Annotated in this window: 12 protein-coding genes; 9 read left to right on the plus strand and 3 right to left on the minus strand. The window is 62.0% G+C overall.

Annotated features, from left to right (window positions below):
• Positions 1 to 6 precede the first annotated feature (6 nt).
• Both mfd and AC1DX4_RS10905 read left to right on the plus strand, forming a co-directional pair.
• Positions 7 to 3,504 (plus strand): transcription-repair coupling factor, encoded by a 3,498-nt coding sequence (mfd, locus tag AC1DX4_RS10900; RefSeq protein WP_477220329.1) that lies wholly within the window; start codon positions 7 to 9, stop codon positions 3,502 to 3,504.
• A 135-nt stretch (positions 3,505 to 3,639) separates the two neighbouring features.
• Complete coding sequence (locus AC1DX4_RS10905) at positions 3,640 to 5,013, plus strand: class II 3-deoxy-7-phosphoheptulonate synthase (protein WP_477220330.1); 1,374 nt, start codon at positions 3,640 to 3,642, stop codon at positions 5,011 to 5,013.
• Between the two features lie 119 nt (positions 5,014 to 5,132).
• Here AC1DX4_RS10905 and AC1DX4_RS10910 read toward each other — a convergent pair whose 3' ends face one another.
• The gene (locus AC1DX4_RS10910; RefSeq protein WP_477220331.1) at positions 5,133 to 6,203 is read right to left on the minus strand and encodes a diguanylate cyclase domain-containing protein; all 1,071 of its coding nucleotides are present in this window, start codon (positions 6,201 to 6,203) and stop codon (positions 5,133 to 5,135) included.
• A 414-nt stretch (positions 6,204 to 6,617) separates the two neighbouring features.
• Between AC1DX4_RS10910 and AC1DX4_RS10915 the strand changes: the two genes are divergently transcribed.
• The 3 genes from AC1DX4_RS10915 to AC1DX4_RS10925 all read left to right on the plus strand — a co-directional run bounded on the left by AC1DX4_RS10915 (position 6,618) and on the right by AC1DX4_RS10925 (position 8,100).
• Positions 6,618 to 7,034, plus strand: a complete 417-nt coding sequence (locus AC1DX4_RS10915) for a GFA family protein (RefSeq protein ID WP_477220332.1) — start codon at positions 6,618 to 6,620, stop codon at positions 7,032 to 7,034.
• Between the two features lie 78 nt (positions 7,035 to 7,112).
• On the plus strand, positions 7,113 to 7,472 hold the full coding sequence (locus tag AC1DX4_RS10920; RefSeq protein ID WP_477220333.1) for a diacylglycerol kinase: 360 nt from the start codon (positions 7,113 to 7,115) through the stop codon (positions 7,470 to 7,472).
• Positions 7,473 to 7,512: 40 nt separating this feature from the next.
• Positions 7,513 to 8,100, plus strand: a complete 588-nt coding sequence (locus tag AC1DX4_RS10925; protein WP_477220334.1) for a hemerythrin domain-containing protein — start codon at positions 7,513 to 7,515, stop codon at positions 8,098 to 8,100.
• A 4-nt stretch (positions 8,101 to 8,104) separates the two neighbouring features.
• Here the strand turns inward: AC1DX4_RS10925 and AC1DX4_RS10930 are convergent, their stop codons facing one another.
• Positions 8,105 to 8,692, minus strand: coding sequence for a DedA family protein (locus AC1DX4_RS10930; RefSeq protein ID WP_477220335.1), 588 nt, complete (start codon positions 8,690 to 8,692; stop codon positions 8,105 to 8,107).
• Complete coding sequence (locus AC1DX4_RS10935) at positions 8,689 to 9,252, minus strand: DUF1003 domain-containing protein (protein ID WP_477220336.1); 564 nt, start codon at positions 9,250 to 9,252, stop codon at positions 8,689 to 8,691. The genes AC1DX4_RS10930 and AC1DX4_RS10935 overlap by 4 nt, the downstream gene beginning before the upstream one ends.
• Before the next feature lie 95 nt (positions 9,253 to 9,347).
• Between AC1DX4_RS10935 and AC1DX4_RS10940 the strand changes: the two genes are divergently transcribed.
• From AC1DX4_RS10940 to AC1DX4_RS10955, 4 genes are all read left to right on the plus strand, one after another.
• Positions 9,348 to 10,064, plus strand: a complete 717-nt coding sequence (locus AC1DX4_RS10940) for a DNA-3-methyladenine glycosylase I (protein WP_477220337.1) — start codon at positions 9,348 to 9,350, stop codon at positions 10,062 to 10,064.
• A 124-nt stretch (positions 10,065 to 10,188) separates the two neighbouring features.
• Entirely contained in the window at positions 10,189 to 11,865 is a 1,677-nt protein-coding gene (locus tag AC1DX4_RS10945) for an NAD+ synthase (RefSeq protein ID WP_477220338.1), read from the plus strand.
• A 35-nt stretch (positions 11,866 to 11,900) separates the two neighbouring features.
• A complete protein-coding gene (locus tag AC1DX4_RS10950) occupies positions 11,901 to 12,788 on the plus strand; it encodes an SPFH domain-containing protein (RefSeq protein WP_477220339.1) in 888 nt (295 codons plus the stop codon).
• An 8-nt stretch (positions 12,789 to 12,796) separates the two neighbouring features.
• On the plus strand, positions 12,797 to 13,747 hold the full coding sequence (locus AC1DX4_RS10955; protein WP_477220340.1) for a diacylglycerol kinase catalytic domain-containing protein: 951 nt from the start codon (positions 12,797 to 12,799) through the stop codon (positions 13,745 to 13,747).
• The last annotated feature ends 340 nt before the right edge of the window (positions 13,748 to 14,087 follow it).

The following is a 14,087-nucleotide window of genomic DNA, read 5'->3' on the forward strand; positions in this document are numbered from 1 at the left end:
GCAATCATGAGCCTCATCCCCAAAATCGGACTGCCGAAAGGCCGCGCCGGCCAGTTCATCGTCGACGGTGTCGCCGATGGCTATGAAGCCTTTGGATTGGTGCAGGCTGCCCTCGAAATCGCGCCCGACAAGCCCGTGCTGTTCGTGGCGCGCGACGGCCAGCGCCTGCCTGTTATCATCGAGGCGCTGGCCTTCGCCGCGCCGAGCCTGCCGGTGCTGGAACTGCCGGCCTGGGATTGCCTGCCTTACGACCGGGTCTCGCCCGGCTCGGACGCCGCCGCCAAGCGCCTCGATGCGCTGACCGCCATGATCGCGCTGGCGAAGAAGCCGCATCGTGCCGTCATCCTCACCACCGCCAACGCGCTGCTTCAGCGCATTCCGCCGGCCGACCTTGTCGAGTCGCAGACGTTTCATGCCAAGCCGGGCAACCAGATCGACATGAACGCGCTGGTGTCGCGGCTGGAAACGTCAGGCTTCGAGCGCGTGCCGACGGTGCGCGGCGTTGGTGAATTCGCGGTGCGCGGCGGCATTCTCGACCTGTTCGCGCCCGGCTGGACCGAGGCGCTCAGGCTCGACTTCTTCGGCGATACGCTGGAATCGATCCGAGTCTTCGATGCCGCCACCCAGCGCACCACTGGCCAGCGCAAGTCGATGGCACTGCAGGCGATGAGCGAAGTGGCGCTGACGCCGGAAACCATCAGCCGCTTCCGCCGCTCCTATATCGAAGCCTTTGGCGCACCCCAGCGCGACGACGGACTTTACGCGGCGGTCAGCGAGGGCCGGCGCTTCGCCGGCATGGAGCACTGGCTGCCGTTCTTCTACGAACGGTTGGAGACGGTGTTCGACTATCTGCCGGATACGCCTGTCATTTTCGACCATCTGGCGCATGAGGCGCTGGCCGAACGCCACACGCTGATCCTCGACCACTATGAGGCCCGCAAAAAGCAGGCCGACGCCGCGCTGAAGGATGCCGTGCCCTACAAGCCGGTGGCGCCGGACCTGCTTTATCTCTCGCCGGAAAACCTGATCGCCTCGCTCGGGCCGCGCGAAGCGATCGACTTTACGCCCTTTGATGCGCCCGATGCCGGTGCGAAAAAAGTCTACCACGCCGGCTCACGCCATGGCCGCAGCTTCGTCGAGGAGCGCGCCGACCCCAACATCAATGTCTTCGACGTCGTCGTCAGGCATATTGCCGACGAACGTGCGGCGCGGCGCCGTGTCGTCATCGCCGGCTGGACCGAAGGCTCGCTCGACCGGCTTGGGCAGATCCTGGCCGAGCACCATCTCGGCAATCTCAAGCAGGTGGAGACGCTTGCCGAAGCCGAACAGCTCGAGCCGGGGCAGGCGGCATTGGCCGTGCTGCCGCTCGAATCCGGCTTCGAGACCGAAATGCTGGTCGTCGTTGCCGAACAGGACATTCTCGGCGACCGGCTGATCCGGCGCTCGAAGCGCAAGAAGCGGGCGTCCGATTTCATTGCCGAGGCCTCGGCTCTGTCGGCCGGCGATATCGTTGTCCATGCCGACCACGGCATTGGCCGCTTCATCGGCCTGCGCACCATCGAAGCGGTCGGCGCGCCGCATGACTGTCTTGAGATTCACTATGCCGGCGACGACCGGCTGTTCCTGCCGGTGGAAAATATCGAGCTTCTGTCGCGCTATGGCTCTGACACCGCCGAAGCGACGCTGGACAAGCTTGGCGGCGGCGCCTGGCAGTCGCGCAAGGCGAAACTGAAGAAGCGCCTGCTCGACATGGCCGGGCAGTTGATCCGCATTGCCGCGGAACGGCAGATGCGGTCCGCACCGGCGCTGGTGCCGGCCGAAGGCCTCTATGACGAGTTTTCCGCCCGCTTCCCCTATGAGGAGACCGACGACCAGCAGACGGCGATCGACTCGGTGCGCGACGATCTTGGCGCCGGCAAGCCGATGGACCGGCTGATCTGCGGCGATGTCGGCTTCGGCAAGACCGAAGTGGCGCTGCGCGCCGCCTTCATCGCGGCGATGGAGGGGTTCCAGGTCGCCGTGGTGGTGCCGACGACGCTGTTGTCGCGCCAGCATTTCAAGACGTTTTCGCAGCGCTTCTCCGGCCTGCCGATCCGTGTCGGCCAGGCCTCCCGGCTGGTCGGTGCCAAGGAACTCGCCGAAACCAAGAAAGGCATTGCCGAGGGGCAGGTCGACATCGTCATCGGCACCCATGCGCTGCTCGGCTCCGCCATCTCGTTCAAGAATCTCGGCCTGCTGATCATCGACGAGGAGCAGCACTTTGGCGTCAAGCACAAGGAACGGTTGAAGGACCTCAAGACCGACGTCCATGTGCTGACGCTGTCGGCGACGCCGATCCCGCGCACGCTGCAGCTGGCGCTGACCGGCGTGCGCGAACTGTCGCTGATCGCCACCCCGCCGGTCGACCGCATGGCGGTGCGCACCTTCATCTCGCCCTTCGATCCGCTGGTCATTCGCGAGACGCTGCTGCGGGAGCGCTACCGCGGCGGTCACTCCTTCTACGTCGTTCCGCGCATCAGTGATCTCTCGGAAATCCATGATTTCCTGAAAGAATCCGTACCGGAGCTGAAGGTGGCGGTGGCCCATGGCCAGATGCCGCCGGGCGAACTCGACGACATCATGAATGCCTTCTATGACGGCCAGTATGATGTGCTTTTGTCGACGACCATCGTCGAATCCGGCCTCGACATTCCGACGGCCAACACGCTGATCATCCACCGCGCCGACATGTTCGGCCTGTCGCAGCTCTACCAGCTGCGCGGCCGCGTCGGCCGCTCCAAGGTGCGCGCCTATGCGCTGTTCACGCTGCCGGCCAACCGCAAGCTCACCGACACCGCGGAGCGCCGCCTGAAGGTGCTGCAGTCGCTAGACACGCTTGGCGCCGGCTTCCAGCTCGCCAGCCATGATCTCGATATCAGGGGCGCCGGCAATCTTCTCGGCGAAGAGCAGTCCGGCCATATCAAGGAGGTCGGCTTCGAGCTCTATCAGCAGATGCTGGAGGAGGCGGTGGCCGAGGTGAAGGATTCCGGCGAGGTCCAGGATGGCGGCTGGTCGCCGCAGATCGCCGTCGGCACGGCGGTGATGATCCCGGAAAGCTATGTTCCGGACCTGCAGCTCAGGCTGGCGCTCTACCGCCGCCTCGGCGATCTCGAAAACACCGAGGAGATCGACGCTTTCGGCGCCGAACTGATCGACCGCTTCGGCCCGCTGCCGGACGAGGTGAAGCATCTCCTGAAGATCGTCTTCATCAAGGCGCTTTGCCGGAAGGCCAATGTCGAGAAGCTCGATGCCGGGCCGAAGGGCGTCGTCATCCATTTCCGCAAGCGCGAATTCTCCAACCCGGTCGGCCTGGTCAAGTTCATCGGCGAGCAGGGTTCGCTGGCCAAGATCCGGCCGGACCACAGCGTCGTCTTCGTGCGCGATTGGCCGACGCCGGACAAGCGGCTGGCGGGCTCGGCGGTGGTGATGACACAGCTCGCGCGGTTGGTGGAGAAGGCGGCGTAGCCCACCCGACCCATTCGCCAGCGCTGAAATTCCGGTCTAGAATAGGAAATCGGCTTCGTGTATGGAGCCGCCAACCCATATAGGGGCGGAAATGGCGGGCGAGGGTGCGCGCCGGAAAGAGTGTTGGGTGCAGCGATGACGAAATGGTCGCCGAATTCGTGGAGAGCAAAGCCGATCAAGCAGGTTCCTGCCTATCCGGACCTTGCCGCGCTCAAGAACACCGAAGCCCAGCTCGCCACCTTTCCGCCGCTGGTTTTTGCCGGTGAAGCACGCAAGCTGAAGAAGCAGCTCGCGGCTGTGGCAAATGGCGACGCCTTCCTGCTCCAGGGCGGCGATTGCGCCGAGAGCTTTGCCGAACATGGCGCCGACAACATCCGCGACTTTTTCCGCGTCTTCCTGCAGATGTCGGTCGTGCTGACCTTTGCCGGCGCGCAGCCGGTGGTGAAGGTCGGCCGCGTTGCCGGCCAGTTCGCCAAGCCGCGTTCGTCCGACAATGAAACCAAGGGCGAGGTGACGCTGCCGAGCTATCGCGGTGACATCATCAACGGCATCGAATTCGACCAGAAGTCACGCATTCCCGATCCCGCCCGCCAGGAGATGGCCTACCGCCAGTCGGCGGCGACGCTTAATCTTTTGCGCGCCTTCGCGCAGGGCGGCTATGCCAGCCTGGAGAACGTGCATCGCTGGATGCTCGGCTTCGTCTCCGACAGCCCGCAAGGCGAAAAATACGAGTCGCTCGCCAACCGCATCACCGAGACGATGGACTTCATGAAGGCCGTCGGCATCACCTCGGAAACCAATTACGCGCTGCGCGAGACCGATTTCTACACCAGCCATGAGGCGCTGCTGCTCGGCTATGAGGAAGCGCTGACCCGCGTCGATTCGACCTCGGGCGACTGGTACGCCACCTCGGGCCACATGATCTGGATCGGCGACCGCACCCGCCAGCCCGACCATGCCCATGTCGAATATTGCCGCGGCATCAAGAACCCGCTCGGCCTGAAATGCGGCCCATCATTGACGCCGGACGGCTTGCTGGAACTGATCGACCTGCTCAACCCCGAGAATGAGCCGGGCCGGCTGACGCTGATCGCCCGCTTTGGCTCGGACAAGGTCGCCGACCACCTGCCGAAGCTGGTGCGCGCGGTGCAGAAGGAAGGCCGCAGCGTGGTCTGGTCGTCGGACCCGATGCATGGCAACACCATCGAGGCCGCCGGCTACAAGACGCGGCCGTTCGACCGCATCCTGAAAGAAGTGCAGACCTTCTTCGAGGTGCATCGCGCCGAAGGCACGCATCCCGGCGGCATCCATGTCGAGATGACCGGCAAGAACGTCACCGAATGCACCGGCGGCGCACGTGCCATCACCGCCGAGGAATTGCAGGACCGCTACCACACCCATTGCGACCCGCGCCTCAACGCCGACCAGGCGATCGAACTGGCCTTCCTGGTGTCGGATCTCTTGAAGAAAAGCCACCCGGTCCAGCACAAGCAGGTCGCCAACGGCTGATCCCAACCAATTGGACCGATAAAGAAAAAGACGCCTGGGAAACCCGGCGCCTTTTTCTATTTTAGCTTGTGGTTTGTGCTCCCGTTTAGTGCCGGTGCAACCAGCAAAGAGGGAAGAGCTCAGTCCTTCTTGTAGAGCAGCCAGCTCTTGCCGGCGCGGCCGGCCATCGTCGAATGCTTGGTCACGCGGTTGCGCCCGCTCACCTTCGAACGGTAAAGCGCCCGGTCGGCCTTGGTGTAGAGGTCCTCCGGGCCGTCGGCCTCCGACGCCATGCAGATGCCCATCGATACCGTCACGGTGCCGTAATTCATGCCGGTCTGGCTGCTGGTGAAGGGCGTCTGCTCGATCAGGGCGCGAATGCGTTCCGCGATCTCATAGGTGGCGTCTTCGCTGGCGCCCTCGATGATCAGCGCGAATTCCTCGCCGCCGGTGCGGGCGACGAACATGTCGCCGCGAATGCTGGTCTGGAAAATCTCGGCGATGATCTGGATGATCTTGTCGCCGACAGGATGGCCGTAGCGGTCATTGATATCCTTGAACCGATCGATGTCGGCAAGGATCAAGGCATTGAACAGGATACCCTTGTTGCTGGTGTAGATACTGGTGATTTCCTTGTCGAAGGCGCGACGATTCCAGATGTGGGTCAAGGGATCGGTGTCGGCCAACCGCTTGTATTCCTCGAGCTTCGATTTGACGCTCTCGAGTTCGGCCGTCTTGTCGCTCAGTGTCGAGGCGACCTGCCGGCCGTGATCGATGGTCGAATTGGTGGCGACCGCCATTGCATTGGCAATCTTCTGCAGAAGATCCTGCGAGAGCAGGCTGCGATTGCTCAAGCCGCTGGATGTTTCATCCAGGATCCTGCCGTATTTCTCGATGTGGCTGCGCTCACTTCGCAACAGCGACGCAACCTCCTCGAGTTCCCTGGCGATGACGTCTCGGGCATGCTCGACGATGCTGGGACCGTGATTCTGGGCGAAGAAAGCGCGCCCGATCTTATCCAGCTCGTCTTGTGCCGGCCGATTGCTCAGCGCAAGGACGGCGAGGCTGAGCTCGCGGTTGGTGCCGCTCAATGCCTCGTAGAAAATCTCGTAGTTGCGCGGCAGGCCGAGCACGCCCAACTGGCGCATGGTGGCGACGACGGCGGATGCGATGTCAGTATTCTTGTCGGTTGGGGCGGCTGCCGGCTGCATGTCTGGTTCACTCTTCCCCTCGGATCCCGGCACAGAATTTGCGGGTTCCATCGATCGCCGACCTGGGGAGCGCGACCCGATAGTCCAGAACATCTTGCAAAGAGGCGCGTCCCCACCCGCGACCTTCGCTTGACGAGAGCATAAATGCGGCGACGCTAAAGTTTCCTTAATTCGCACGACTTCCGCAGGTTTTTCTCTACCTGTGGCTGTAGAAGCATAAATTTTTGCACCATCGTCACCGCCAACACCCAGTTTGGCGGCTTTGAATTTGAAATCCGCACGGCGCGCTGCTGAAAATGAAACTGAATTTCGAATTCCGAGCGCCAGTCGATGTCGTATTTGCTTGCGCGTAACCACCGCAAAGCTGGAATCCTGACCATGATGCTGAACGAGGTTTCTTCAAGGGGGGCCGAAATGAGCGACAGTCACCAGGGATCATGCCTGTGCGGAGCGGTGCGCTTCCGGACAAGTGGAGCGCTGCGGGGGGTAGTCTACTGTCATTGCTCGCAATGCAGGAAGCAAAGCGGGCATTTCTATGCCGCGACCAATGTTGCCGACGCCGACATCGTGATCGAAGGCACTGAGAGCATCACCTGGTATGAAGCGTCCGCTTTCGCCAGGCGCGGCTTCTGCGAGACATGCGGCTCAGTGCTTTTCTGGAAGCCAGGGGATCAAGACTATATCTCGGTCATGGCGGGATCGTTCGACAGGCCGACAGGTCTCAAGGGCGACTGCCATATCTTTGTCGGTGACAAAGGCGACTACTATTCGATCGACGACGAGCTGCCGCAGTTTGAAAAGTCGACGCCTTCGATAGCGGTCGCTGAGTGAATTTAGGACGAGACGCCTTATTCCCTTGATCGGGCCGTTGCTTTATCTCGTGCCGGTAATTCGGAAAGAGGTTTGGGCATGCAGCGGCTGATCGACGCTTTTATCAATTCGGTGCGGGCGTTCCGCAAGCTGGCTGCCAGCGAGAAGGCATTCCAGCAGGAGCTGATGCTGCTCGCGCTCGCTTTGCCGGCCGGGTGGTTCGTTTCGGTGTCGTGGCGTGGCTATGCCTTGCTGATCGGCGCGGTGCTGCTCCTGATCATGGTCGAGGTCCTGAACACCGGCATCGAGGCGGCCTGCGATGCCTTCAGCCGCGAGTTCAATATGGACATCCAACTGGCCAAGGATTGCGGTTCGCTGGCGGTGCTGATCTCGGTGGTGATCGTTGCCGGCGTCTGGGGCATCGCGCTCATCGAGCGGATCACCGGACTACCGATCTAGGGTTGCCATTCTTATATGACGGTCACCAAAGGAGACTGTCATGTCCGAAGCTACAAATCTTCTGCTTGTCGAACGCAAAGGCCTGCCGGACGATTTGCGCTGGCTGGTCGAAAAATACCCTCGTGAAGAATGGCAGGGCCACGCCAACATCCACGGTATCGCCAACATGTGGCTGCAGCGGCACGACATGTTCCGCGAACTCGGCGGCATTCTGACCAACGGTATTGGCGACTATCGCGAGGGCAGGCTGACGGCGCCTGATTTCGCGCGCTGGTTCGCGCCGCGCCTCAACCATTTTCTCGGTAATCTCGACGGCCACCACAATGTCGAGGATCATCACTATTTTCCGGTCTTCGCCAAGGCGGAGGCGCGGCTGAAGCGCGGTTTCGAGGTTCTCGATGCCGACCACCACACCATCCATGAAGGATTGGAGCGCAATGCCGAGGCGGCCAATGCCTTCATCAGGACGCTTCAGGAGAGTGAAGACAAACAGCGCTTCGCGGCGGATACCTATGCCAATGAAAACAGCCGGCTGATCGCCATGCTGACCCGGCATCTTGCCGATGAGGAAGACCTGATCATCCCGCTGATCCTCGATCGAGGTGATCAGGCGCTCGGCATCGACTGACGGGTCAAAGCTCCTTGGCGCGCTCCCGCTTGGCGATGTGTCGGGCGATGAGCCAGGCAAGGATCGCCACCGTCAGGCCGATGCCAAGCCCGATCAGCAGCCGTTCGTGGCGCAGCAACGCCTGGCCGACGAAGTGCTCGGCGCCCAACCCGAAAATGTAGCCGATTGAACTGAACAGCACTGCCCAGATCACCGACGAGATGGCGTTGAGGATGATGAAGCGCGGCATCGCTATGGTCGAAAGACCTGCGGCGATGCCGCCGACCAGGCGCATACCGTAGACGTATCGGTTCGACAGCACGAAGATGTTGGGATGGGTGTTGAGCAAGCGATAGGCGCGGCGGAAGCCGGGCCGTCTGCGCAATCTGACGACATACCGATGATCGGCGAAACTTCTGCCCAGGATAAAGAAGAACGTGTCGCCGAGGAAGGCGCCGAGGGCGGCCGCGACAAATGTCTGCCACAGCACGAAGACATGTTGGTGGGCAAAGAAGCCGCCAAGGATGGCGATGCTTTCACCCTCGGCGATGCAGCCCAGGAATACGGCAAGCAGCCCGTATTGTTCGATGAAATGATGGATCGCTTCGGTCATGAGGACTGGGTCTGGGGAGCGAGCCGTTCGTCGATCCGCTTCAGCTGTTCGGCTATCTGCGCGATCTCGTCGCGCATGCCGATGATCTGGCTATGGCGCAGTTCGTCCAGCTTTTCGTGAAGCGCCATGATCTCGATTTCGGCCTTGAGGTTGACCTCATAGTCATGGGCAGCGTCGATGCGGTCGCGCGCCGCCTGGCGATTCTGCGACATCATGATTACCGGCGCCTGCAGGGCAGCGATCATCGACAGCACCAGGTTGAGGAAAATGAAGGGGTAGGGGTCGAACGACTCTTGCCCCAGCAGCCACCAGTTGGCACCGATCCACAAGATCAGGAAGGCGATGAAAGACAGGATGAACGACCACGAACCGCCGACACGGGCGATGGCATCGGCGATACGATCGCCGGCGCCCTGAAGGCCGGCAAGATTGTCGTTGATGTCCTGTGATATGGGTTTGCGGTCGACAGTGCTTTGCAGCACCCGCCTCTCAAGCTCGCTCAAATTCTCTGGGTTTCGCCTCAGCCATCGATTGGCCAGTTCGGGCACTGTCTTGTTCATGGACGTCTCCACACCAAAGCGTCGGCTTGGCAGTCTCGTCTCCATATAGGAAGATGCAGTACCTTCAAAAGCGCGGCATGGAGATGGAAGCAAAAATGCCAGATTTCGCTAAAATCCGCACCCGTGCAGCCAAACGCAAGGGCGGCGACGCGGAGCTTTCAACGCTGCTGGGGCCGGCGCCCGACAATGCCGCAGTGGCTGACATCGCGGACGACCGCATTCTCTCGACCATGGCCGAGCGCGTCTTCGCCGCCGGTTTTGTCTGGCGGGTCATCGAGCAGAAATGGCCCGGTTTCGAGGAGGCATTTCTGCGCTTCGAGCCGAAGCGGCTGTTGTTCCAGCCTGACGATTTCTGGCACGATCTGGCTTCCGACCAGCGCATTGTGCGCAACCCGCAGAAAATCAAATCTGTCCGCGACAACGCCGCCTTCGTCGAACGTGTGTCTGGGGAATATGGCGGCTTCGGCGAATTCCTCGCCAACTGGCCAGCCGACGACCAGGTCGGGCTGATGGCCTATCTCGGCAAGCATGGCAGCCGGCTGGGCGGCAACACCGGCCAGTATTTCCTGCGCTGGCTGGGCTGGGACGCCTTCGTGATTTCGGCTGACATGGCGGCCGCATTGCGCGACTCCGGCCTCGACATCGCGGAGAGCCCGACTTCGAAGCGGGACCTCGACAAGATCCAGGCGCAGATCAACCAATGGGCGGCGGACACGAGGCTGCCGCGCCGGCACATCTCGCGCATCCTGGCGATGTCGATCGGCGAGAACCATTCGCCGCAATCGTTGCGCGAGTATATGGGCGACGACTGATCGCCGGTCTGGACGCGAATAACTGAGGTCAATCGGTCCGACACGATTGACGATGGCAATCGGTCCGAATTGGTCCAAACGAACGCCATTGCCGGGCGAATTTTGCCGCGCTAAACCGGCAGGCATGACCAAGAAGCTCGACATCCTGCGCATCGCAATCGCCCAGCTCAACCCGACCGTCGGCGATGTCGCCGGCAATCTCGCCAAAGCGCGCGAGGCGAGGGCGGATGCCGCGCGCCAGGGCGCCGATCTCGTGCTCTATACCGAGCTTTTCCTTGCTGGTTATCCGCCGGAGGATCTGGTGCTGAAGCCGGCCTTCCTGAGGGCCTGTGAGAAGGCGGCGCAGGATTTTGCCGCCGATACGTCAGATGGCGGCCCGGGCGTCATCATCGGCACGCCGCTGAAGCGCAAGAGCGGCACGCACAACTCCATCATTTTCGCCGATGGCGGCAAGATCATCGCCGAGCGCTACAAGCTCGACCTGCCGAACTATGGCGAGTTCGACGAGAAGCGCGTGTTCCAGGCCGGGCTCGAGATCCAGGGCCCCGTCAATTTCCGCGGCGTGCGCATCGGAGTTCCGATCTGCGAGGACATCTGGGGCGATGTCGGCATTTGCGAATCGCTGGCGGAGAGCGGTGCGGAAATCCTGCTGGTGCCGAACGGCTCGCCCTATTATCGCGCCAAGATCGACGTGCGCCATCAGGTCGTCATCAAGCAGGTCATCGAATGCGGGCTGCCGATGATCTACGCCAACCAGCTCGGCGGTCAGGACGAACTGATCTTCGACGGCGCGTCCTTCGCCATCGGCGCCGACAAGACCTTGGCTTTCCAGATGAGCCAGTTCGAGGACGCGGTCGACGTCACGACGTGGAAACGCACGGAGGACGGCTGGGTCTGCTCGGAAGGGCCGATGTCGAAAATCCCCGAGCGGGAGGAGGCAGACTATCGCGCCTGCATGCTGGGCCTGCGGGACTACGTCAACAAGAACGGTTTCAAGAACGTCGTGCTCGGCCTGTCCGGCGGCATCGATTCGGCCATCTGCGCTGCGCTGGCCGTCGATGCGCTCGGCGAGGAGCGGCTGCGCGCGGTGATGATGCCCTACCGCTATACGTCGAAGGATTCGCTCAAGGACGCCGAGGACTGTGCCCGCGCGCTCGGCTGCCGCTATGACATCGTGCCGATCTTCGAGCCGGTCGAGGGTTTTCTGCACGCGCTGACCCAGCTCTTCGAGGGCACCAAGGAAGGCATCACCGAGGAAAATTTGCAGAGCCGCGCGCGCGGTACCATCCTGATGGCGATCTCCAACAAGTTCGGCTCGATGGTGGTCACGACAGGCAACAAGAGCGAGATGTCGGTCGGTTATGCCACGCTCTATGGCGACATGAATGGCGGCTTCAATCCAATAAAAGACCTCTACAAGATGCAGGTCTATGCGCTGTCGCGCTGGCGCAACAGCCATGTGCCGCCGGGCGCGCTCGGGCCTTCGGGCGAGGTCATCCCGAAGAACATCATCGACAAGGCGCCGTCGGCGGAACTGCGCGAGAACCAGACCGACCAGGATTCGCTGCCGCCCTATCCGGTGCTGGACGATATCCTCGAATGCCTGGTCGAGAACGAGATGGGCGTCGACGACATCGTCGCGCGCGGCCATGACCGGGCGACGGTGACGCGCATCGAGCATCTGCTCTACATCGCCGAATACAAGCGCCGGCAGGCGGCGCCGGGCGTCAAGATCACCCGGAAGAACTTTGGCCGCGACCGCCGCTATCCCATCACCAACCGCTTCAGGGATCGCGGGTAAAGTTCTGATTTTATTGAAGAACCTTGGGGGCGTGCATGTTCATCAGCTATTTCAAGGGAACGCCTGAGTATCACATCGTTCGTTTCAAGAACGGCAAGATCCGGGAACAAGGGCGCGGCATCAGCTTCTGGTACGGTACATTGGGCACGACCATCGCCATGGTGCCGGTGACGTCACTCGACAACCCGTTCATCTTCACCGAAACCACCGCCAATTTCCAGGATCTGGCGATCCAGGGCTCGGTCAGCTACCGCATCGTCGATCCGGTCAAGGCAGCGGAAGGTTTTGACTTCAGCGCCAGGCTCAGCAAGTCCGACGTTGCCGGAGACGGCCGCGAGAAGATCGCCGAACGCCTCGTGCTGGCCATTCAGAGCCGGGCGCGGGCCATGGTGTCGAGCATGACGCTCGAACAGGCGCTGGCGGAGGTGACCAAGCTCGGCGGCAATCTTGCCGACCTGCTGCGAAGCGATCCGATCGCCTCGACCGCCGGTCTGTCAATCGAGGAGGTCCATATCACCTCGGTCCAGCCGACGCCGGAAATCCGCAAGGCGCTGCAGACCGAGTATCGCGAGGCGCTGCAGCGGCAGGCCGACGAGGCGATCTATGCGCGTCGGGCACATGCCGTCGAGAAAGAGCGCGAGATCAAGCAGAGCGAACTGGCGACCGAGATCGAACTGGCCGAGCGCAACAAACTCCTGGTCGACACCGAAGCGCGCAACAAGCTGACGCTGGCCGAGGCGGCCGCCAAGGCGCAGCAGCTCGAACTGACCGTTTATTCGTCGGCGCCCGCCAACGTGCTGACGGCAATGGCCTTCAAGGCCTGGGCGGAGAAGGGCGGTTCTGTCGGCAATCTGTCGATCACGCCTGACATGCTGACCAGCGCGCTGAGCCAGCTTGCCGCGCCGGCCAAGACCGAGAAGTGATGTAGAAGGTGGCCGGCGAGCAGGGCGATAGGCCGATCGACCGGGTGATCGTCGTCACCCGCAAGACCGAGCTCGAGGAACTGACGACGCGTTTCAACACGCAAGGCCAGGCCCGCTTCTATCTCCGGCAGGCCGGCATGAATTTCGACCCGGTCAAGTCAGCGCACGATACCTACCATCGCGCGCTCGACCGGGTGATGGGTTCTCTGCCCCAGGGTCTCAAGCAGTTGCGGCTCGACCGCGAACTGGTGCCGCAGTTCGAATTCGGGTCCGATGTGGTGATTGCGCTCGGTCAGGACGGGCTGGTCTCCAACACGGCAAAGTACCTGCCACATCAGCCGCTGATCGGCGTCAATCCCAATCCGGCGCTTTTTGACGGTGTGCTGTTGCCCTGGAACGCCGACGACACCGAAAAGGTGCTCGATCTGACGATTTCCGGCAAGGCGAAGCGCCAGGCGGTGGTGATGGCCGAGGCGCGTTCCAATGACGGAAGGCGGCTGATTGCCTTCAACGACCTGTTCGTCGGCGCGAGCACGCACGTCTCGGCCCGCTACGAACTGACCTATGGCGGCAGGACCGAGCGCCAGTCGTCGAGCGGCATCATCATTTCAACTGGGGCGGGCTCCACCGGCTGGCTGCGTTCGGTCATGGCGGGTGCTGCCGGACTGGCCGCGGCCTATGGCGACACATCCGTGCCGACAGTGCCGCCGCAAGGCTATGACCGTGAAGGCGAGCAGCTGTTCTTCTCGGTGCGCGAGCCGTTTCCGAGCAACACGACAGGCGTGTCGCTGGTCCATGGCGTTATCACCCGCGATCGGCCGCTGGTCGTCTCCTCGCGACAGAGCAAGGGCGGCGTCATCTTCAGCGACGGAATGGAGGTCGATTTCGTCGAGTTCAATTCCGGTACCGACGTGACGATCGCGATTGCCGACCAGAAGGCCTATCTCGTCGTGCCGTAATCGAGCCAGCCGCGCCCGTTGTTGCAAAATAATCGCAGTGGTTGGACCAGATATGCTTTTTGCGTGAGCCCGTCTTGGCGATGCATCAGGCCGTCTCTATAACGACCACTCCGCGATTCATTTGCGGGAGGTCCGAATGGCAGTATTTAAAATGGTAATGCGAGGCCGCGAAGCTTAGGTCTCTGCCTGCGCTCCGCGAAGGTCCATCCTTCGCATCGAAGCCGGTTTGAGCACAGGCTTATGCCGATGCCGGTCGCCGCCCGATTACGGGCGTGACGCCCAAATATGCCACTCCGCTTCTGGGCAGCCATTCGCCCCCTGCGCGGCTTCTTCAATTTTC

The sequence above is a fragment of the Mesorhizobium sp. P3_A8 genome (assembly GCF_056402995.1).